The organism is Stappia sp. ES.058, assembly GCF_900105595.1.
Lineage (GTDB): Bacteria > Pseudomonadota > Alphaproteobacteria > Rhizobiales > Stappiaceae > Stappia.
In genome coordinates, this window is the sequence record NZ_LT629784.1 from 1,157,396 (window position 1) to 1,177,865 (window position 20,470).

Here is a 20,470-nt window from a genome sequence, read left to right on the forward strand (position 1 = left end):
GGCGTTAAGCGGCGCGGACTTTTGCCAGGAAGTCGCGCATCGCGTGCTGCAGATTGTCGGAGCGCTCGTGCAACTGGGCGACGGAGGTCTTCATGTCGCCGCTGAGCCTGCCGGTTTCGCCCGCGCCATTGCTGACCTGGGAGATCGACTGCGACACGCTTGCCGTGCCCTGCGCGGCCTCGGCAACGCTGCGGGCGATTTCCGTTGTCGCCTCGTTTTGCTCTTCCGCCGCACCCGACATGGCATTCGTGTTTTCCGAGATCTGCTGCACGAGACCTGCGACCACCTCCGAGGCGTCGGTCGACGCGTCGGCCGCATCGCGCATTTCGGAAATCTGGCTGTCGATTTCCTCGGTCGCCTTGGCGGTCTGTTCCGCCAGCGCCTTCACCTCGGACGCGACGACGGCAAAGCCCTTGCCCGCCTCGCCGGCACGTGCCGCCTCGATGGTGGCGTTCAAGGCCAGAAGATTGGTCTGTTCGGCGATGGCGGTGATCAGCTTTGTCACGTCGCCGATGCGCGCGACGACCCGCTGCACGGTGTTGACGGCCTCGCTGGAACGGCCGACTTCCGTTTCCGCCTTGCTGGCAATCTCGGAGGAGGTGCGCACTTGCTCGGTGATCGCGCGGATCGAGGCGGAGAGTTCCTCCGTCGCGCTCGCGACCGTGTTGACATTGTTGGTCGCCTGTTCCGCAGCCGCAGACACGGACACCGACTGTTCGTTTGTCTGGTTGGCGATGTCGGACAGGGTGCTGGATGACGTGTTCAGCCTGTCGAGCATGGCGATGATCTCATCGGAAATGCTCATGACGGTGCCTTCGAAGTCGCTGGCAACCTGTTCCATTTCCTCGCGCTTCTGGCGTTCGGCGTCGAGTCGCTGCTGACTTGTGTCGGCCTCGAGCTGACGCGTCCGGATCAGGTTGTCGCGGAACACTTCCAGAGTGCGGCCCATCGTGCCGATCTCGTCCGTGCGCTTGCCGAAGTCGACCGTCTGGTCGGTATCGCCGTTTGCGAGCTTTTCGGTGATGCCGCAAAGCCGGGTCAGCGGACTGGAGACAAGCGCGTGGTTGAGGAACCCGAGCAGGACCGCGAGTGTGGTGATCAGCGCCGCACTGACGACCGCGATGATCCTGACCAGCGACAACGCGGAGTTCTGCAGTTCGACAGATTCCGCGCGATGTCCGGCAATCGCGCTGGCGAAGGTCTCGCTGTTCGTGCGCACCGCTTCGAGCAGTTCGGTGCTGGCTCGGGTGACCTCGATCGCCCGGGCCAGGTCGACGGTTTCCGGCCGGCGCATGTACTCGATCTGCTTGGAAGCGATCTGCTCGTACCAGGTCGCCCAAGCGGTCTTCACATTGGTCAATTGCGATTTTTCGGCAGGAAGACTGTCTTCGACCAGGGCGCCGATGGTCTCGAATTCGCTGTTGATATTCGAATGGTGCTCCTGCGCACTCGCGAGCCAGTCGCGGTTTCCGGTCAGGAGAAAGGTCTTGATCGCAAGGGCTTCTTCAACGATCAGCGCGTCGAGTTGGTAGGTCTTGGCGTTGAGGTTTGAGAGCTCGTTCGCCTTTCCCACTTCCGTCAAGGCGCCGGAGGTGTTCACTGCGGTGACGATGCCTGACACCGCCCCGATGAGTGCGAGAGCGAAGAACGCGGCCGCACCTTTTTTGCTGACTGACAGATTTCGAAACATGGTCTGCTATCGCCTTATGAGCCGGTGGACATGCGCCGCTGAAGTTCGGTGAGGTTGTATTCGACGGTTGCCGCGCCGATTGTGTCGCCGCTCTCGGGGTCGGCGATCGACATGTTCATCTGGACGCGCCAGATCTTGTTGGTGTCATCCCATTCGGGCTCGTCGATGAACACTGCATCCGCGCCCATCGGGAACGTCTTTTGGAACTTGGCTTCGTCGCCTTGCCAATAATCGCCGGTGATCGAACTTTGTCCGACGTTCAGCCCGTTGGCGTCCATGATGAAGATCTCGGGGTATAGGCCCACCGATTTCGCCTGGATGCGCAGCAGGTAGATCGACAGCGGGGCGGACAGAGTTGCTGAGATCAACGGTTTGTCATCGGCTTCGCGCTCGTCTCGCCATTGCGTGTCGAGCGCATCGATTTCGCTTTGCGCCAACTGGCCCCGCATGTCGTTTTGTGCATTCACCGACAGCGCGACGATCGGGTTGGCAAGCCAGGATCGCGCCTCAGCCACCACATCCGGCGAGATGAGGGCTGATGCATCCGGTGCCGTGTCGGCGGCGAAAACGGTCTGAGTCAGGACCAGAAAACTTACAGCAGCGAGTTGGAAGCGCATCTTCAAGCCTTTCGAAGAAATTCTTTGACCCAATGTATGAGGCAATTGCGTTAATAGCAGGTGAATACAGTATTGTTGAAATACAAATTTAAAAATTCCGTTTATTTTTGAAATGTAATTCAATATATGAACATAAAGAGGACTTTTCTTTTCAGATTCGCGATTTCTATATCAAGTGAGTGACATGAAGAATCGTTTGTTGCGAAAATCGAGAGAAATGCCATGCGCAGAATTATCTGTATTTTAACGCGGCCGGATGATTGAAAACCGATCTTATTGTCAAGTTTACGTAGGGGCGGTGCGCGCTTCCGCCATGTTGGCGCCGCTTGTTCGGAGCGGTCGTTCAGGCGGGGCTCGGCGAAGGTCGTGTCAACGACGAAGGAAAGGGAGAAGGCGGGCAGCCCGCTTCGGCAGCGCGCCTCGTCAGCGGATTTGACCGGGCACCCGCCCGTTCTACACACCGTTCCTCGCGATGTTTTGCCGTTTTCCACGCGATTTCGACTTCATTCAAGGGGCCGCACCCTAGGGCCAGGACCTGTTGCCATGACTGAAATGGCGTTCGAGATGACGAGAGATGCAAGGAAAAGCCCGAAGGGCGGGACTGTTCTCCCGGCCGAGGGCTTTGACGCCGCAGGTCGACGTCAGCTCGAGCGTCCTTCGGATCGGGCGGATCCGCACGGGATACCATGTCGCAATCCCTTGGAAGGCTCCAGCCTTCCTGCGGGCTTGCTCCTCGTATCCGCACGCATCCGCTCCGACCATCGCAGTGATAGCAACAGGTCCTGACCCTAGAACAGGCCCTCGATCAGCCCGTCGTCGTCGAGACGAATGTGGTTGGCCGAGGGGACCTTGGGAAGGCCGGGCATCGTCATGATCTCGCCGCAGATCGCGACGATGAAACCGGCACCGGCCGACAGCCGCACCTCGCGCACGGGCACGGTGTGTCCCGTCGGCGCGCCGCGCAGGTTCGGGTCGGTGGAGAAGGAATACTGGGTCTTGGCCATGCACACCGGCAGATGGCCGAAGCCGTCGGCCTCCCACTTGTGCAACTGGTCGCGCACCGATTTTTCCGCAATCGCCTCGTCGGCGCGATAGATGCGTCGGGCAACGGTCTGGATTTTCTCGAACAACGGCATGTCGTCTTCATAGAGCGGGGCGAACTGCGCGCTGTCGCCGTCGACCATCTCCACCACCTTGCGGGCCAGGTCCTCGGTTCCCTCAGACCCCCTGGCCCAATGCTGGCACAGGATCGCTTCCACGCCCTGTTCGGTCGCGTACTCCTGAATTGCTGCGACTTCCGCGTCCGTGTCGGTGACGAAGTGGTTGATTGCAACCACGACCGGCATACCGAACTGCTTCACGTTCTCGATGTGGCGACCCAGGTTGATACAGCCCTTTTTCAGCGCCTCGACGTTTTCCTTGCCGAGATCGTCCTTGCCGACGCCACCGTTCATCTTGAGCGCGCGAATGGTTGCGACAATCACCGTGGCGGATGGCGAAAGCCCCGCCTTGCGACACTTGATGTCGAAGAACTTCTCCGCGCCGAGATCCGCGCCGAAGCCGGCCTCCGTGACCACATAGTCCGCGAGCTTCAGTGCGGTCTTTGTCGCGACGACGGAGTTGCAGCCATGCGCGATGTTGGCGAAGGGGCCGCCATGGATGAAGGCGGGATTGTTTTCGAGCGTCTGCACCAGGTTCGGCTGCATCGCCTCCTTCAGCAGAACGGTCATGGCGCCGTCCGCCTCGAGGTCGCGGGCGGTTACGGCGGTCTTGTCTCCGCGGTAGCCGACGATGATGTTGCCGAGGCGCTCCTGCAGATCCGCAAGATCGGCCGCAAGGCACAGGATTGCCATGATCTCCGAGGCGACGGTGATGTCGAAGCCCGCCTCGCGGGGGTAACCGTTGGCGACCCCGCCGAGTGAGGAGACGATCTGGCGCAGCGAGCGGTCGTTCATGTCCATCACGCGCCGCCAGGTGATGCGGCGCACGTCGATGTTGAGCGCGTTGCCCCAGTAGATGTGATTGTCGAGCAGTGCCGACAGCAGATTGTGCGCCGAGGTGATCGCGTGGAAGTCGCCGGTGAAATGAAGGTTGATGTCTTCCATCGGCACGACCTGGGCATGGCCGCCGCCGGCAGCTCCGCCCTTCATGCCGAAACACGGACCCAGAGACGGTTCCCGCAGGCAGATCGTGGCCTTCTTGCCGATGCGGTTGAGGCCGTCGCCGAGACCAACGGTGGTGGTGGTCTTGCCCTCGCCGGCGGGTGTCGGGTTGATCGCGGTGACGAGCACGAGCTTGCCGTCCGGCCGGTCGCCGAGGCTCTTGATGAAATCGGAGCGGACCTTGGCCTTGGTGGACCCGTAATTTTCCAGGGCTTCGGCTGGAATGCCGAGCTTTTCGCCGATTTCTCCGATCGGCAGCGTCGCTGCCGCGCGCGCAATCTCGATGTCGCTCGCCATACCCCAGTCCTCCTGTTGCCGGGCCGAGACGGATTCCGGCGGGTTCCTCGAAGAGAGCCGGCGTAAGGCTATTGGATGCGGAGCGCCGGCGGTGTTGAATTTGCGACGCTGCGTCGTTCAACAATCGACGCGGGCATCGCCGTGCCCGGCACAGCGGGCGGAGAAGCCGCCAGCTGCTCAAGGCACCACGCGCTGCTCAGCTGTCGCCGGTTGCCACGGGCGTATCCTCGCGTCCGCCCCATTCGGTCCAGGAGCCGTCGTAGACCGGTGCCTTGTCCTGTCCGGCGACGGTGAGCGCGAGCGAGAGGATGGCGGCCGTCACGCCCGATCCGCAGGTGGTGACGACCGGTTTTGTTCGGTCGACACCGGCGGTGTCGAAGGCGGCGGTGAGCGCGTCGGTGTCTTTCAGCCGACCGTCGCTCATCAATTCGGTGAAGGGCAGGTTCAAGGCGCCCGGCATGTGCCCGCCGCGAAGACCCGCGCGGGGTTCGGGGTCGGTTCCGGCGAAGCGGCCCCGCGAGCGGGCATCAAGCACTTGTCCGCCGGCCTCCAGCATGCGGGCGACCTTGGCACGGTCGGCGACGAGACCGTGGTTGAGACGGGCGCTGAAGTGCCGGTCGCCGCGCGGAGCCGGGGCCATGTCCTCGACCGGATGGCCTGCCGCTTCCCAGCCCGGCAGCCCGCCATCCAGCACATGCACATCCTCGACGCCCATGGCCCGGAACATCCACCACACGCGGGCGGCGGAATAAAGCCCGACGCCGTCATAGACGACGATCGTCTGGCCGTCGCCGATGCCGAGCTTGCGCATCATCGAGGAGAAGATATGCGCCGGCGGCAGCATGTGCGGCAGATCGCTCGCCGGGTCGCTGATGGCGTTGACGTCGAAGAACACGGCGCCGGGGATGTGCCGCTCGCCGTACTCCGGCTGCGTGTCAGGCTGACCGACCGGCGGCAGCCAGGCGTTGACGACGACGACATCCGGGGAGGCAAGCTTGTTGGCAAGCCAGGACGGGGAGACGAGGGGGGATCTGGGCATGGGCTGAGGCTCCGGAAACGGGGCGGGCGGGAATGGCAGGGGGTCAGTCGAGAAGGCGGATACGGACCCGGCGGTTCTGCCGGCCCTTCTTCTCGATCTTGGGAACCTCGATCGGGCCGATCTCGGAGGTGCGGCTGACATGGGTGCCGCCGCAGGGTTGAAGGTCGACGTCCGCGCCGATGCGGATGAGACGCACGCGCCCCGACCCCATCGGCGGCTTGACGCTCATGGTCTTCACCAGATCGGGGTTTGCCTCAAGCTCCGCGTCCGTGATCCACTCGCTGGTGATCTCGTGATCGCCACTTGAGATCTCGTTGACCTTCGCGGCGATCTCCTCCTTGTCGAGCACAGCCTCGGGCAGGTCGAAGTCGAGCCGTCCGTCGCCATCGGAAATCTGGCCGCCGGTCACGGGGTAGGGCAGCACCACGGACAGGAGGTGGAGCGCGGTGTGCACGCGCATCAGCCGGTAGCGTCGCGCCCAGTCGAGATGAAGGACCACGGTCTCGCCGACCTGCGGCAGCGCGCTGCCTTCGGCCGGTACGTGAACGATCTGGGAGCGGTCCTCGCCATAGACGGTCGTCGCGATGGTCACTTCGCCACCGTCGGCGCGTTCCAGCGTTCCGCTGTCGCCGGGCTGTCCGCCTCCGGTGGCGTAGAACACGGTGCGGTCGAACACCATGCCGCCGCGGTCGGTGATGGCGGTGACCGTTGCCTCGCAGGTGCGGAGATAGGCGTCGTCGCGAAAAAGCAGCTCCGTCATGAAACCCTCGGTTCGATTCCTTCGTGGGGCGTCAGACTAGCCGATCGCACGGGGCAATCAAATGCCGGCGGACAAGGGTCTGCGTTACAGGATCGGCGAGAACAGACGGGCGGCCTGGGCGACCAGGCGAAAGGCGAAGGAGCGCGAAGCGAGGTCTTCCTGCGTCGCTTCACGCGAGCGGGAGAAGTCCTCGACGAGCATGTCTTCCACGCGTTTGATCGTGCGTGCGTGGGTGAACCACATCATCACTTCGAAATTGATGCGGAAGGAGCGCGCATCGAAGTTGACCGTGCCGATCCCGGCCAGGTCGTCATCGACCAGGATGACCTTCTGGTGGAGAAAGCCGGCCGTGTAGCGATAGACCTTGATGCCGTAGGAGGTCATGTCGTCGGCATGGGCATAGCTCGCCAGCCAGACAAGACGGTGGTCGGCCTTTTCCGGCAGGAGAATGCGAACGTCGACGCCGCGCATCGAGGCCGCCAGGAGAGCGGTCTGCATGGCCTGCTCGGGAACGAAATAGGGACTGACGATCCAAAGGCGCTTGCGCGCGCGCGATATGACCTCGGCAAAGGCGATGCCGCAGTCCTCGAACGTGTCCGCCGGACCTGTCGGCATGGTGAGCACCGGTTCGTCGCCCGGCTGCGGGATCGGGTCCGGCAGACAGGGGTCGATCGGGTTTCCGGTCGCCCAGTGCCAATCCTCGCCGAAGGACAGCGAGCAGGCGCTTGCCGCCGGACCCTCGACCCGCACATGGGTGTCGCGCCAGTGACCGTATTTCGGCGAAAGGCCGAGGTATTCGTCGCCGACATTGTGCCCGCCGACCCAGGCGGTCTCCCCGTCGACCACGACGATCTTTCGGTGATTGCGGTAGTTCAGGCGCATCGGTCCGCTGAGCCGCAGCAGCTTATGGCGTTCGTTGAACCCGGCGACATGGACACCGGCGTCGCACAGTCGTTGGATATACCCCCGCGACAGGCTCTTGCTTCCGACGTCGTCGTAGAGAAGATGGATGCGCACGCCCGCCTTCGCCCGCTCGATCAGGCAGTCGGCGAGCCGCTGGCCGATGCCGTCGTCGCGGATGATGAAGAACTGGACGAGGACGGTGCGTTTGGCTGCGGCAATCCCGGTCAGGATGGAATCGAACGTGTCGGGGCCGTCGATCAGCACGTCAACGGTATTGCCCGCCAGGAACGGGATCTGGGCGATTTTCGTCAGGACAGGCCAGCTTGTGCTCGTGTCCGCGTCGGCGAGCTTCATGTTGCGGGCGCGTTCCGCGCGCGAATCGCGCCCTGCATAGGCACGCACTTCCTCGTAGTCCCCAAAATGTTTCCAGCCGAACACCAGATAGATGAAGGCGGTGGGGAACGGCAGGAACAGAAGCGACATGAGCCAGCCGATGGAGCCTTGCGCTGTGCGTGAATGCAGCACCTCGCGCACCGCGCAGACCGCTGCGAGGGCATAGATCGCCAGGGTGAGCGCGGCAATGACTGGAAGGTTGTCGAGAAAGAGCGCGATCAGATCGATGTCTTGTGTCACCGGCTTTGGCTCACGGGGCCGGCTCGAACGGGATGGTGATGTCGGTCTTGCGCTCCAGCCATGCGGGCACGGGCAGGTCCTTTGAGCGAAGGAAGTCGGGATTGAACAGTTTCGACTGATAGCGCGTGCCATAGTCGCACAGGATCGTCACGATGGTGTGCCCCGGGCCCATCTCGCGCGCCATGCGAATGGCTCCGGCCACATTGACGCCCGAAGAGGCGCCAAGGCACAGGCCCTCATGTTCCAGCAGGTCGAACACCACCGGAAGGGCTTCCGTGTCCGGGATCTGGAAGGGCATGTCCACCAACGCGCCTTCGAGGTTGGCGGTGATCCGGCCCTGGCCGATCCCCTCGGTGATCGATGAGCCTTCGGCCTTCAGTTCGCCATGGGCGTAATAGTTGAAGAGCGCTGCGCCCATCGGGTCGGCGAGACCTATCTTCACGTCGCGGCTGCGCTCCTTCAGCGCCATGCCGACACCGGCGAGCGTGCCGCCGGAACCGACCGCGCAGATGAAACCGTCGACCTTGCCGTCGGTCTGGCGCCAGATTTCCGGCCCCGTTGTCTCGATATGCGCCTGCCGGTTCGCGACATTGTCGAACTGGTTGGCCCAGATCGCGCCGTTCGGCTCGCTCTTGTTCAGTTGTTCGGCCAGCCGGCCGGAAAGTTTCACGTAGTTGTTCGGGTTCTTGTAGGGCGCGGCGGGCACTTCGACGAGTTCCGCACCGGCAAGGCGCAGCATGTCCTTCTTTTCCGCGCTCTGCGTTTCGGGAATGACGATCACCGAGCGGTAGCCGAGCGCGTTGCCGACCAGGGCGAGCCCGATGCCGGTGTTGCCCGCGGTGCCCTCGACGATCATTCCACCGGCTCTCAGTGCGCCGCGGGCTTCGGCATCGCGTATGATGAAAAGCGCTGCGCGATCCTTCACCGATTGTCCCGGATTGAGGAATTCCGCCTTGCCGAGGATCTCGCATCCCGTCAGTTCGGATGCGCGATTGAGCCGGATCAGCGGCGTGTTGCCGATGGCGTCGATCACAGAAGCCTTGATGTCCATGCGTGTCGTCATTCCGGTTTGGCCGGCAGGGCGCTGGGCGCCGGCGAGGTCTCTGGCTGTGCTGGAGGAGGAAGATATGGTGTACGGCTCCCCGTCTCAAGCCGGTCGCAGAATATGCGACCCCTTGTTGATAATTCCCGGTCGGCTGTCCTTTGAAATCGGTCGATCAATGATCATTCAATCCATAGAATCTCAAAATTAAGGTGGGTTCCGCTGATCTAGCGTCAATGCGGCAGCGTAGCACGGGATGAGAACGGCGCGAAGTCCAGGCTGTCGCCGTTGGAATTGGAATTGGCGCAATGCTCACGATCCGCTAAGACGGGTCCCGCACAGGGTTGTGTGTTTGGGTGCTTCTGCGCTTGAGACAAAGGTGTTTGCGGGAATGGACCAGTCACATCAGCATTTCGATGCGTTGCTTGCCGGCTATGTGGCAGGCACGCTTGCGGAGCCGGCCCGGCTTCTGGTGCGCTCGCATCTCGATCTGTCGCCGGCCAATCGCTCTTTCGTTCGCGACCTGGAAGCAACCGGCGGCCGCATGTTGGAAGACGTGGCGCCGATGCCTCTTGCTGACCGTGACGGGATGCTTGAAGCGGTGTTTTCAAGTCCGGAGGAAGAGCGGATCTCCGTCGTGCCGCAGGCTGCTGCCAAAACGCGGCTTCCCGTGACGCTGGTCAACTTCATCGGAAAGGATGCCGGCGATCTTCCCTGGAAGACCCGTCTTCCCGGATTTCGGGAGTATCGGATCGGTGAGATAGACGGATGCACCGCAAGCCTTTTCTGGATTCGTGCGGGACAGGCCATGCCGACCCACACACACCACGGCACCGAACTCACGCTGGTGCTCGAAGGGGGCTTCAGTGACGAAGGCGGTCACTTCCTGCGCGGCGATGTGGCGTATGCCGATGACGAAGTCGACCACCGCCCGATTGCCGACGAGGGCGAGGATTGCCTGTGTTTCGCAGTGACCGAGGGAAGTCTGCGCCTTACGGGGCCGGTCGGGCGGTTCTTCGCCCCTTTCCTGCGCGGTTGACGCGAGGCAGCCCGGATTTCAGCCCGATTTTCGCACCTCGCACCTGATATAAGGCGATCCGCCTTCGCGCAAAGTCGTGCATAGGGTACGCGGCGAGGAGATCCCATGATGTCCCATCCATCCGATTTTTCCGCGACGCCCGAAGACGGCGTCGCCTGGGTGACCGGCGCCAGTTCCGGCATTGGTGCGGCACTTGCCCGCAAGCTTGCAGGAGAGGGATGGCGTGTCGCGGTCACCGCGCGTTCGGACGATGACCTGCGCGCCCTTGCGGGCGAATGCGACGACCTGACCGGCGAGATCCTGGTCTATCCCGGCGATGCGACGGATGCGTCGCGCATGGCCGAGATCGTCGCCGGGATCTGGGCTGATGCCGGGCCCATCGCCCTGGCGGTTCTCAACGCCGGTGTCTATTTGCCGGTGGACGGCACGAAGCCGGGCATCGAGGCGTTCCACACATCCTTCGACGTCAATCTCGGCGGCACGGTCAATTGCCTGGCGCCGCTGATCGACGCCATGCGCGGGCAGGGCAAGGGCCAGATCGCCCTCGTCGCCTCGGTCGCCGGATATGGCGGCCTGCCGACGTCAGCGGCCTATGGCGCGACCAAGGCGGGATTGATCAACATGGCCGAGGCGTTGAAATTCGACCTTGACCGCATCGGCGTGCGCATCCAGATCGTGTCGCCGGGCTTTGTCGATACGCCGGCGACGAAGGACAATCCCTTTCCGATGCCGCACCTGATGAATGTCGAGGATGCGGCCGGACGCTTGCACAAGGGGCTCAAGCGGAGGGGAAACTTCGAGATTACCTTTCCGCGCCGTTTCACATGGCAGTTGAAGGCGCTGCAACTGCTTCCCTATCGCTGGTATTTCGCGCTTTTGGGTCGAACGACCGGCTGGTCGAAGAAAGCTCCGCCGTCCCCGGCACGTAATGAGGGCGCGCAAGCCGCCGAATAGTGCGCGTCAGGATCGTACAAGATTGTCTGAAATTTCGCGGGAAAGCCGGGCGTGTTCGTTTGCATCGAGCGGAAACCGCCACATCAGCGCGATGGCCGCAAGTTTCAGGACCACCGGAACGATCGCGTAGAGCGCGACGAGAGCGCCAAGGCCGGCGCGCCCCGTGTCGGCCGCGACCCGGGTTGTTTGAAACCCTGCCAGCTCCAGCACCGGAAACGCCAGTCCGACGGCGAGTGCCAGCGACAGTTTCGTCGCCAGACCCCACAGCGCGAAATACAATCCTGACCGCCGGGATCCCGACGATACGGTATCGACGTCGATCACATCCGCCTGGATGGCGGACGGCAAGGCGAGGTCGGCGCCGAGTGCCAATCCGGTGAGCACACAGATCACGCCAAATCCCCAGAGATCTCCGGGTCCGAGAAGCGGAACCGTGATGAAGATCGCACAGGCGCCAAGCATCGCCACGGACCATGTGCGGTGCTTGCCGAAGCGCCGGCTCACGGCGAGCCACACGGGCACGCCGGCGACCCCGCACAGGAAATAGAGAAACAGGAACGGCCCCTGCATTTGCGGCGCCTCCAGAACGCGGGCCACGAAGAACAGGAAGAGCGTGGCGGGAAGACCATTGGCGAAGCCGTTGAGCACGAAGGCGGCCAGCAGGCGAAGGAACGGCCGATTGGCGCGCACATGTGCAAGGCCGGCACGCAAGGCCGGTGGTGCACGGCCGGTGTCCGCCGGTTCCGGCAGGCGCCAAACCGCGATCAACGTCAGAACAGGCAGGGCGACAACCACGAAAAGTGCCAGCACCTGGAGCGATAGCGCCTGGCCCTTTGCGCCGAGCGCCTCGGCAATGCCGGGCACGGAAACCGCCAGCAAGGTGCCGACGAGGACCATGCCCTCGCGCGCCCCGGCAATCCGGCTTCGACCGTGATAATCGCTGACAAGATCCGCCCCCCAGGCCGTGTAGGGAATGACGCAGGCGGTGTAGCCGAGCGACAGCGCAATGCCCCAGCCGAGAAGATAAAGGCCTGTGGCGTCCTCAGGCGGGGTAAGGATCATGTAGGCGGCAAGGGCGGCCGGGAGCGACGCCGCCAGAAACCATCCCCGCCGCCGACCGAGCGGGGGGTGAAAGCGGTCCGACAACACGCCGACGACAGGGTCGGACAGCGCGTCGATCAGCCGGACGGCCAGCAGGATGAACCCGACCTGCGCCAGTGGCAGGCCGATGGTTTCGGCATAGAAGGTCGGCAGGATCACGTAGAGCGGCAGCGTGAGCGCGGCGAGCGGCAACGCGGGGCCGGCATAGGCCGCCAGCCGTGCGACCGGGAGGTCGCCGCGCACCGGGCTTTCCGTCACGGATCAGGGCGCCTTCACGTAGATCATTTGCCGCACGTCGATGTTTCCGGAGCGAAAACCCGCCTCGCAGTAGTGGAAATAGAACTCCCAAAGCCGCTTGAAGCGCTCGTCGAAGCCGAGCGGGCGGATGCGCGGCCAGGCGGCCCAGAAGCGTTGGCGCCATTCCTCCAGCGTGCGCGCATAGTCGTGACCGAAGATTTTCTGCGCGGCCAGCGTCATGCCGCTGTGCGCGCCGAGCGCGTCGAGCGTGGCCGGCGGCGGCAGCATGCCGCCCGGGAACACGTGCCGCTGAATGAAGTCCGGTGTTTTGCGGTAGTCTTCGAACAGGTCGTCCTGGATGGTGATGATCTGCAAGCCGGCGCGGCCGCCGCTCTTGAGGCACCCGGCGATCTTGTGAAAATAGGTCTGCCAGTATTGTTCGCCGACCGCCTCGAACATCTCGATCGAGGCGATGCGGTCGTATTGGTCTGTTTCGTCGCGGTAGTCCTGCAGCTTGATGGTGACCTTGTCGTTGAGGCCGCCTTCCTGCATGCGCCGGCAGGCGAAGTCGTATTGTTCCTGCGAGATGGTCAGGCCGGTGACATTCGCCCCGATCTCGCGCGCGACATATTCGGCGAACCCGCCCCAGCCGCAGCCGATCTCAAGCACGTGGTGATCGGCGCGAATGTCGGTTTCGCGGACGAGCGACTGGTACTTGAGGCGCTGCGCCTGCTCCAGATCGTTGACGCCTCCGTCGAAAATCCCGGACGAATAGGTCATCGTCGGGTCGAGCCACTCGCGATAGAAGGCATTGCCCAGATCGTAGTGGGAGGAAATGTTGCGTCGCGATCCCGACTTCGTGTTGCGGTTCAGCCAGTGCCGGAGGCGGATCAGCATGCGATAGACGCGGGTGCCGCGCAGCATGTCGGCGGTGGCATCGCGATTGCGGCAGAACAGCTCCAGAAAGGTGGTGACGTCGGAACTGGTCCATTCGCCGGCCATATAGGCCTCGCCGACACCGACATCCGCGCCGCTGAGCAGGCGACGGATGAAGCGCCAGGAATGGATCTTCACGTCGGCGTCCGGGCCGGGCTCTTCGCCACGCACCAGGTACTGATGCCCCTCCGGCGTTTCGATGCGCAGCGATCCGACCTTCAAGTTGAGCGCAACGCGCATGCCGAGCCGTGCCAGACGCGGCAGACCCGCGAGCGCATTGCGCGCATTGTCGGGTGTGAGATGAATTGCAGTCGACATGGTCAAACCTCGTCAAACGGCCGGGGCGATCAGGCCCTGGGGGAAGCGGTGGAGCGCGAAACGGCGCTTGGGCGTTTTGACGGCGAGTGAAATGGTGCCCCTTTCCACCACAGTTTGAGGGCCTCCCAGTGGATGCCTGCCACCACTTTGAGTGTCATGAACGGAATTTTCAAGCAGACCGCAATCACGTTCCGGGTCGTCAGTGCCTTGTGTGTGCCGGCGAAACTGGCCGATAGAATGGGGCCTTCCGCGTCACTTTCAAGGATGCGCACCCTGACGGCTTCTCCGGGGGGGAGAATGCGGAAGCGGTAGGTCTGCTGCATGTCGAGAAAGGGAGAGACGTAAAACGCCTTGTCGCGGGTCTGGCGGATGCCTTCCGGCCCGCTTTGGCCGTCTGTCACCGGCTCCACATAGGTGTGGATGTCGCCGAAGGTGTTGCGAACCTCGTAGATCAGCGCAATCAGCCGCTCGTCCGCATCATAGGCGAAATAGACCGACAACGGATTGAAAACAAACCCGAAAACGCGTGGATAACACAGCAGCAGGACCCGTGTTATGGGCGTTTCAACACCATATGCCACCAATTGTCGGTCGACATGCGCGCGCAAGGGCGTCCCGTCACGCGGCCCGTGATCGGCCTCGCGAAAACTCAGGAGATTGAACCGGCCGATCGAGAACGCTTTCGATTGCCTTGCCGCGTCCGGCAATCGGTCGAGATCGATCAGCAGCGTGAATACGGTGTAGCTGAAGCGATGACCGAACGGCTTCAGTCGCGCATGCATCACCTTGCCGGGGTACAGAGCCGCTGCATCCGGTGGCGGGGGGCCGTTTGCCGGCCATGTTGTCGCCGCCGCGTGTCGTTTCATCACTCCGCAGCCTCTGCAGACCGGGCGATGCCTTGCGCATCAACGCGCCATGGCACCTGGGCGCCAATCGCTTCGGCCGCCGCCAGGCCGGACCTCAGCCCGTCCTCGTGAAAACCATAGCCACACCAGGCGCCACAATACCAGGTGTTGCCGCTGCCCTGGATCTGGTCGAGGGCTTTTTGAGCGGCAATCGCCGCCCCGTCGAACTGGGGGTGGTCGTATTCGAAAGTGGCGAAGGTGAGATCGGGGCGCGGAGGTTCCGTCGGGTTGAGGCTGACGAAAACCGGCTTGTCCGCGGGCAGGTTCTGCAAGCGGTTCATCCAGTAGGTGACGGAGGCGTCGCGGTACGGCGCGTCGGAATCGCTGGAGGCCAGATAGTTCCAGGAGGCCCAGACTCGCCGCCGGCGCGGCATCAGCGCCCTGTCGCTGTGCAGATAGACCGCGTTCGGCCGATAGCGCACCGCGCCCAGGATGTTGCGCTCTTCCGGCGTCGCATCGCCCAGCATCGCCAGCGTCTGGTCGGAGTGCGCCGCCATGATGACGCGGTCGAACACGTCCTCGCGGCCGTGGACGTCGCGCACGTGCACCTTGCCGGCCTTGCGCGTCACCCTTGCCACCGGGGTGGACAACCGGATGCGGTCGCGAAACGGTGATATCAGGCGCTCCACATAGCTTCGGCTGCCGCCAGACACCGTGCGCCAGACCGGCCGGTCCTGATTGACGAGGCGGTGGTTTTCGAAAAAGGCGATGAAGTTTTCCGCCGGGAAGGCCAGCATGTCCGCCGGCGGGGTGGACCAGATCGCCGCGCCCATGGGCAACAGGTAATCGCCGGTAAAGCTCTTTGAGAAACGACGTTCCGCAAGATAGGCCTCAAGCGACAGTCCGGCGAGCATGCCGGACGCGCGGTCGAGCACCGCGAGCTTGTTGAAGCGCAGGATCTCTCGCAGCATCCACAGGAAGCGCGGCGAGGCGGCGTTGCGGCGCTGGCCGAAGACGGTGTTCAGATTTATGCCCGACCACTCGCGCACGCCGCGATCGAGCGAGAAGGCAAAGCTCATGTCGCTGCCTTCCGTCGCCATGCCAAGGTGATCGAGAAGCGCCGTGAAGTTCGGATAATTCAACTCGTTGTAGACGATGAAGCCCGTGTCCACGGACAGCGGCGTGCCGCCATGGTCGATGTCGACCGTCGCGCTGTGGCCACCCGGACGCGCGCGCTTTTCGTAAAGTGTCACGTCGTGGCGTTCGCTCAAGGCCCAGGCGGCACTGTTTCCGGCGATGCCCGATCCGATGACGGCAATGCGCATGGCGTGTCCTTTTCTTATGCAGCGTTTTTTATGGATTGGAATGCGTCAAGGGCACGTTGGCGCGCCTTGCCGTGATCGACGACGGGGCGCGGGTAGGTCGTGTCCAGGCGCACGCCTGCATCCGCCAGCACGGAGGCGGGCGCCTCATGCGGCTTGAAGAGGTACTTGTCGGGCAGCTTCGCCAGTTCGGGCACCCAGCGGCGCGTGTAGTCGCCGGCCTTGTCGAACTTCTCGCCCTGGGTGGTGGGGTTGAAGATCCGGAAATAGGGGGCGGCATCCGCGCCGGAGCCAGCGATCCATTGCCAGCCGGCCGTGTTGTTGGCGGCGTCGGCGTCGACCAGCGTGTCCCAGAACCAGGCCTCGCCATCACGCCAGTCGATCATCAAGTGCTTGACCAGAAAGGAGCCGACGACCATGCGCACCCGGTTGTGCATGTAGCCGGTATGCCAGAGTTCGCGCATGCCGGCATCGACCAGCGGATAGCCGGTCTGGCCCCTGGTCCAGGCGCGAAACCCCGCCGTGTCGTCGCGCCAGGGAAAGGCATCGAATTTCGGTTGGAAATTGTCGCGGGGCAGGGAGGGGAAGTGGAAGAGCAAATGGTGGGAAAACTCGCGCCAGCCGAGTTCGGCCTGGAATTTCGCCAGCGTCGTGTCGCCAACCGCCGTGCGGCCGTCGTCGGCGCGATGCTCCGCCGCAGCCCAGATCCGACGCGGCGAAATCTCGCCGAACCTCAGGTGTGGCGACAGCATCGAGGTGACGGCGGCGCCGGGCTCGTCGCGGTGGCCGGCATAGTCGGCAAGCCGGTCGCACAGGAAGGTCTCAAGCCGCGCAAGGGCGCCGGCTTCGCCCGGCCTCCAGGTCTCACGCAGTCCACCCGTCCAGTCGGGACGGGTGGGAAGAAGCGCCCAGTCCTCGAGGCGATCGCTGTGGGGGAGACCGTCGCGGTTGGCCGTCGGCTTTCCGGCCGGGGACGGCCGAGCGCCCGGAGCCTGCGGCGGCCCCAGGGCGCGGGCGGCGCGCCAGAACGGCGTGAACACCTTGTAGGCCTCGCCGCTGCCGGTCTTCACCTCCCAGGGCTCGACCAGAAGCGCGGCGTTGAAACTCGCCGTTTCCACACCCCGGCGCTTCAACTCTGCCTTGATCTGCTTATCGGCCGCCACGCCGCCGGGATCGTATCGGCGGTTCCACACGATACGCGCGCTTCCGCTCTCGCGTACGACATCGGCAACGACATCCGCCGCCGCGCCGCGCCGCAGGACGAGCGCGATGCCGAGCTCTTCAAGATCGCCGCGAAGGGCGGTCAGGGAATGATGCAGCCACCAGCGGCTGGCCGCGCCGAGGGAACGAAGGTCGGGCGTCTCGTCATCCAGAACGTAAAGCGCGAACACCGGGGCGCCGGTCTCCAGCGCCGCCGTAAGGGCAGGGTTGTCATCGATACGCAAATCGTTTCGAAACCAGACGACGGTTGCGGCGGAAAAGTCTTTATCGTCCATTGTCCGTAAAAGTCCGGGTCCTGGGGCGCTTGCAAACCCTTCTTACGGCTGCTTGTCCTTGATGGATTAGCGTTTTCCGGCATCGGACGCGAAAAGATTTCGGGCCACCGGTCGCCGCGCCCTGGGCTGCGGAAACGGGTGGCCCGTTATGGGAGGCCGGCGTCGGTGCGCGGGGAAGCTTGTCCGGGCCGGAACCTGTCGTGTGCCTAAGACCGTCCGGGCTGTGGTCGCAGTCCGGTGTCGGCCGTCGGATGGTGTTGCGGATCAGGCGCGGAACGGCTCCGTAAGCCAGTTCCAGGCCACGAGTACGCCGTCTGTCGCAGCCGTCAGGCTCGCGACGAACGAGGTCCAGATACGCTCGCCGAAGGAGGCGATCCGCATCATCACGGTGGTTTCCTCGGTTGGCGTTTGCTCGATGAACTCGATTGCGGTGTGAACCGACGGAGCGTCGACAACCCGGCGTGTGACGACCAGGCGCGCGTCGGGTGCGACACGGGACTCGTCGGCCTTGGCAACCGTTTGCGTGGTGTTTCCGCTGTCGTCGAGAAGCGCGCGCACGACCACCGCCCGGCCATTCGGCAGAAGGTGTGTCTCGTTGTGCGCGACCTCGCTGTCGTAGACGACCTCGCCGTGCTCGTCGATCAACTCGACCCAGACGGCGGTGCGGCCGTTGAGGTCCACCTCGCCAACCCAGATCGCGTAATCATCGGTGTCCGACGACGTGCCTTCCGGCGTACCGAGCGTCACCGCCAGGCGATCGCTGGGAAGCAGGAATGTTTCCCTGTCTTCCTTCTGGAGTTCGCGATCCGTCGGGGCGTCCAGAGCCAGTGCGCTGCCGCCGGTCAATGTCATGGCGAGTGCGGCCACAAGTGCCGACCGTCGCCCAAGTCTTTTCATTCCAAACATTCGCGCCTCCCACGGCTTGGCTTTCCCGATTTTTACGCATCGGTGAACGCCTGAATGTCGATACCATTAAGATTTGGTGTCCAACGTCGAGGTATTCTAGACGCGACACTGGCGACAGTCGCTCAAACATCCTGACGAAACCGTAATATGGATCACAAACCGAACGGATTTCATTCAGGAATTTTTAACCCTGCCGGTTGAGCTGTCGGCAAGTATTTGAAATCAATTTGTATTTTCCGGAGGCGGGAATGTGACCAACATGCGGCGCAATCGTGACGTGGTTAACGTCACATTATCGTGATCGCTTCAGATTTTAATTGTCTGCGGCTTTTTTCCAACGGTTTCGGCCTCGCGCGCGGAGAATCTTCGGACGATCCGGGGCGCGAAAGGCCGGGCTTTACGCCGCTTAGAGGGCGCCGGCAACCGTGAAGCCGTAGGACGACAGGATTTCCTGACCCGCCGGAGACAGGATGAAGAACGCGAGCTGCCACGCAGCCTCCGGCGCATCGTTCATGACCGTCAGGCCGTAGTTCGCGCCAACGCTCAGCGTGTCGGGAAGGGAGACGATCCGCAGTTCGGGCAGATCGCGCTGCGCCAGGACCGCATTGGTGCAATAGGTCAGGAAGAGGTCCGCCCCGTTGCTTTCCATGACCCAGCCGTAGGGGTTGCGCCCCTCCGGGGCCTTGGCGCTGTCCTTGCCGCCGGTAAGCTGGAGCGCCTTGGCCTTGAGCGTCTCGGTCGCGCCGGGCGAGAGGGCCTGCGCCTTGTCGAACACCTGGAAGGCGTAGTCGCCGGCCGGATCCGCCTTTGGAGTAGAGGTTCCGACTCGCACTTGCGGATCCAGCATGGTGGCAAGCAGCGTTTCCGGTTCGACCGTCAGATTGGCCTGCGTCAGGGCGCAAAGCTGGTTGCGGGCAAAGAGCGCCACCGGCCCCGACCTGCCGGCCTTGGCGAGCGTCGTCGGGTGTTTCATGTTGGCGGAGGCATAGACCTCCGCCGCCTCGCTGCCCTCGATGCGTTCGCGCAGGAGGCCGGAGGGGCCGAACATGCGGTCCACGGGGATGCCGTGGGTTTCCTGATAAAGATCGGCGATGTCGCTCATGGCGGCCTTGAGGCTGCCGGCGGCATGCAGTTTGACGGATGTTTCGGCCATCGTGGGGATCGTGAAGAGGGAGAGGACAAAGGCGGTCGCAAGCGCAAGGCGCATCGCTGGTCTCCGGCAAGGCTTGAAGGAAGAAAGGAAGATTGGGGGGCGGGCGGCCGTTCCCCGGTCTGGCCGGGGCAGGCGCCTGCGCCGGAGCGTGCCGGCGCAGGCGAAAAGGTCAGCTTCCGGCGGGTGCGTTCGGGAAGAACAACTGCTGTCCGTCGACCTTGTAGTCGGCAATCGCCGACTGACCCTGGTCGGAAATCACCCAGTTGACGAAGGTCTTGCCGAGTTCGGTCTTCACGTTCGGGTGTTTCTCGGCATTCACCAGGATGATGCCGTACTGGTTGAACATGCGGTTGTCGCCCTCGACGGCGATCTCGTAGTCACCCTTGTTGCCGAAGGCGATCCAGGTGGCGCGGTCGGTCATGATGTAGGCGCCCATGCCGGTGCCGGTGTTGAGCGTCGCCCCCATGCCGGAGCCGGTTTCCCGGTACCAGTCGCCCGAGGCGTCGCCGACATCGATGCCGGCTGCCTTCCACAGGCGCAACTCGGCCTTGTTGGTGCCGCTGTCGTCACCGCGCGATGCGAACGGCGCCTTGGTCTCGGCGATCTTGCCCAGGGCGTCGACCACATCGGAGGAGCCGGCGACACCGGCGGGATCCGACGGCGGTCCGACGATCACGAAGTCATTGTACATCACGTCGTATCGTTTCACGCCGTCACCGGCCGCGACGAATTTTTCTTCTGCAGGACGCGCATGCACGAACAGGACATCGCCATCGCCATTGGCCGCGTTCTTGATCGCCTGGCCGGTGCCGACCGCAACGACACGGACCTCGATGCCGGTCTTTTCGGTGAAGATCGGCAGCAGATGGTCGAACAGGCCGGAGTTCTGCGTCGAGGTGGTCGATTGCACGATGATGAAATCCTCCGCAGCGAAGGACGGTGCGGAGAGGCTTGTGGCCAGCGGGACGGCAAGGACGCCGGCCAGCGCGAGGGAAAGGAACTGACGTCTGAACATGTGAT

The 20,470-nt window shown here is 63.5% G+C and carries 17 protein-coding genes; 2 read left to right on the forward strand and 15 right to left on the reverse strand.

The window, feature by feature from the left end:
• Positions 1-4: 4 nt before the first annotated feature.
• From BLU32_RS05425 to BLU32_RS05455, 7 genes are all read right to left on the reverse strand, one after another.
• Positions 5-1,690, reverse strand: a complete 1,686-nt coding sequence (locus BLU32_RS05425; RefSeq protein ID WP_093805336.1) for a methyl-accepting chemotaxis protein — start codon at positions 1,688-1,690, stop codon at positions 5-7.
• Between the two features lie 14 nt (positions 1,691-1,704).
• Positions 1,705-2,430: a hypothetical protein gene (locus BLU32_RS05430; RefSeq protein ID WP_244501798.1), complete on the reverse strand. Its 726-nt coding sequence runs from the start codon at positions 2,428-2,430 to the stop codon at positions 1,705-1,707.
• Between the two features lie 665 nt (positions 2,431-3,095).
• The gene (locus tag BLU32_RS05435) at positions 3,096-4,766 is read right to left on the reverse strand and encodes a formate--tetrahydrofolate ligase (protein ID WP_093805338.1); all 1,671 of its coding nucleotides are present in this window, start codon (positions 4,764-4,766) and stop codon (positions 3,096-3,098) included.
• 196 nt (positions 4,767-4,962) lie between these two features.
• Positions 4,963-5,805 (reverse strand): 3-mercaptopyruvate sulfurtransferase, encoded by an 843-nt coding sequence (gene sseA / locus BLU32_RS05440; RefSeq protein ID WP_093805339.1) that lies wholly within the window; start codon positions 5,803-5,805, stop codon positions 4,963-4,965.
• 43 nt (positions 5,806-5,848) lie between these two features.
• Positions 5,849-6,565: an alanyl-tRNA editing protein gene (locus tag BLU32_RS05445; protein ID WP_093805340.1), complete on the reverse strand. Its 717-nt coding sequence runs from the start codon at positions 6,563-6,565 to the stop codon at positions 5,849-5,851.
• Positions 6,566-6,649: 84 nt separating this feature from the next.
• On the reverse strand, positions 6,650-8,101 hold the full coding sequence (gene cls / locus BLU32_RS05450; protein WP_172838503.1) for a cardiolipin synthase: 1,452 nt from the start codon (positions 8,099-8,101) through the stop codon (positions 6,650-6,652).
• A gap of 10 nt (positions 8,102-8,111) precedes the next feature.
• The gene (locus BLU32_RS05455; protein ID WP_093810633.1) at positions 8,112-9,152 is read right to left on the reverse strand and encodes a cysteine synthase A; all 1,041 of its coding nucleotides are present in this window, start codon (positions 9,150-9,152) and stop codon (positions 8,112-8,114) included.
• 382 nt (positions 9,153-9,534) lie between these two features.
• Here BLU32_RS05455 and BLU32_RS05460 point away from each other — a divergent pair, with 382 nt between their 5' ends.
• Together BLU32_RS05460 and BLU32_RS05465 are read left to right on the forward strand one after the other, a co-directional pair.
• Positions 9,535-10,182: a ChrR family anti-sigma-E factor gene (locus tag BLU32_RS05460; protein ID WP_093805341.1), complete on the forward strand. Its 648-nt coding sequence runs from the start codon at positions 9,535-9,537 to the stop codon at positions 10,180-10,182.
• A gap of 105 nt (positions 10,183-10,287) precedes the next feature.
• Complete coding sequence (locus BLU32_RS05465; RefSeq protein ID WP_371326957.1) at positions 10,288-11,136, forward strand: SDR family NAD(P)-dependent oxidoreductase; 849 nt, start codon at positions 10,288-10,290, stop codon at positions 11,134-11,136.
• Positions 11,137-11,142: 6 nt separating this feature from the next.
• On the opposite strand, the gene BLU32_RS05470 is transcribed toward BLU32_RS05465, so the two are convergent.
• From BLU32_RS05470 to BLU32_RS05505, 8 genes are all read right to left on the reverse strand, one after another.
• Positions 11,143-12,495, reverse strand: a complete 1,353-nt coding sequence (locus tag BLU32_RS05470) for an MFS transporter (RefSeq protein WP_244501799.1) — start codon at positions 12,493-12,495, stop codon at positions 11,143-11,145.
• A gap of 3 nt (positions 12,496-12,498) precedes the next feature.
• Positions 12,499-13,728 (reverse strand): cyclopropane-fatty-acyl-phospholipid synthase family protein, encoded by a 1,230-nt coding sequence (locus tag BLU32_RS05475; protein ID WP_093805342.1) that lies wholly within the window; start codon positions 13,726-13,728, stop codon positions 12,499-12,501.
• Positions 13,729-13,757: 29 nt separating this feature from the next.
• On the reverse strand, positions 13,758-14,594 hold the full coding sequence (locus tag BLU32_RS05480; RefSeq protein ID WP_093805343.1) for a DUF1365 domain-containing protein: 837 nt from the start codon (positions 14,592-14,594) through the stop codon (positions 13,758-13,760).
• Positions 14,594-15,898 carry an NAD(P)/FAD-dependent oxidoreductase gene (locus BLU32_RS05485; RefSeq protein ID WP_093805344.1) on the reverse strand — a complete coding sequence of 435 codons (1,305 nt, stop codon included), beginning with the start codon at positions 15,896-15,898 and terminating at the stop codon, positions 14,594-14,596. The genes BLU32_RS05480 and BLU32_RS05485 overlap by 1 nt, the downstream gene beginning before the upstream one ends.
• 14 nt (positions 15,899-15,912) lie before the next feature.
• Complete coding sequence (locus BLU32_RS05490) at positions 15,913-17,391, reverse strand: deoxyribodipyrimidine photo-lyase (RefSeq protein ID WP_093805345.1); 1,479 nt, start codon at positions 17,389-17,391, stop codon at positions 15,913-15,915.
• A gap of 264 nt (positions 17,392-17,655) precedes the next feature.
• Positions 17,656-18,297: a hypothetical protein gene (locus BLU32_RS05495; protein WP_208976982.1), complete on the reverse strand. Its 642-nt coding sequence runs from the start codon at positions 18,295-18,297 to the stop codon at positions 17,656-17,658.
• 406 nt (positions 18,298-18,703) lie between these two features.
• Positions 18,704-19,504, reverse strand: a complete 801-nt coding sequence (locus BLU32_RS05500; protein WP_093805346.1) for a molybdate ABC transporter substrate-binding protein — start codon at positions 19,502-19,504, stop codon at positions 18,704-18,706.
• A 115-nt stretch (positions 19,505-19,619) separates the two neighbouring features.
• Positions 19,620-20,465 (reverse strand): substrate-binding domain-containing protein, encoded by an 846-nt coding sequence (locus BLU32_RS05505; protein WP_093805347.1) that lies wholly within the window; start codon positions 20,463-20,465, stop codon positions 19,620-19,622.
• Between the last annotated feature and the right edge of the window lie 5 nt (positions 20,466-20,470).

Bases quoted from the DNA above. Each gene is read 5' to 3' on its own strand.
- BLU32_RS05425 (WP_093805336.1), bottom strand. From the start codon at position 1,690: ATGTTTCGAAATCTGTCAGTCAGCAAAAAAGGTGCGGCCGCGTTCTTC.
- BLU32_RS05435 (WP_093805338.1), bottom strand. From the start codon at position 4,766: ATGGCGAGCGACATCGAGATTGCGCGCGCGGCAGCGACGCTGCCGATC.
- sseA (WP_093805339.1), bottom strand. From the start codon at position 5,805: ATGCCCAGATCCCCCCTCGTCTCCCCGTCCTGGCTTGCCAACAAGCTT.
- BLU32_RS05445 (WP_093805340.1), bottom strand. From the start codon at position 6,565: ATGACGGAGCTGCTTTTTCGCGACGACGCCTATCTCCGCACCTGCGAG.
- BLU32_RS05455 (WP_093810633.1), bottom strand. From the start codon at position 9,152: ATGGACATCAAGGCTTCTGTGATCGACGCCATCGGCAACACGCCGCTG.
- BLU32_RS05460 (WP_093805341.1), top strand. From the start codon at position 9,535: ATGGACCAGTCACATCAGCATTTCGATGCGTTGCTTGCCGGCTATGTG.
- BLU32_RS05465 (WP_371326957.1), top strand. From the start codon at position 10,288: ATGATGTCCCATCCATCCGATTTTTCCGCGACGCCCGAAGACGGCGTC.
- BLU32_RS05475 (WP_093805342.1), bottom strand. From the start codon at position 13,728: ATGTCGACTGCAATTCATCTCACACCCGACAATGCGCGCAATGCGCTC.
- BLU32_RS05480 (WP_093805343.1), bottom strand. From the start codon at position 14,594: ATGAAACGACACGCGGCGGCGACAACATGGCCGGCAAACGGCCCCCCG.
- BLU32_RS05485 (WP_093805344.1), bottom strand. From the start codon at position 15,898: ATGCGCATTGCCGTCATCGGATCGGGCATCGCCGGAAACAGTGCCGCC.
- BLU32_RS05490 (WP_093805345.1), bottom strand. From the start codon at position 17,391: ATGGACGATAAAGACTTTTCCGCCGCAACCGTCGTCTGGTTTCGAAAC.
- BLU32_RS05495 (WP_208976982.1), bottom strand. From the start codon at position 18,297: ATGTTTGGAATGAAAAGACTTGGGCGACGGTCGGCACTTGTGGCCGCA.
- BLU32_RS05500 (WP_093805346.1), bottom strand. From the start codon at position 19,504: ATGCGCCTTGCGCTTGCGACCGCCTTTGTCCTCTCCCTCTTCACGATC.
- BLU32_RS05505 (WP_093805347.1), bottom strand. From the start codon at position 20,465: ATGTTCAGACGTCAGTTCCTTTCCCTCGCGCTGGCCGGCGTCCTTGCC.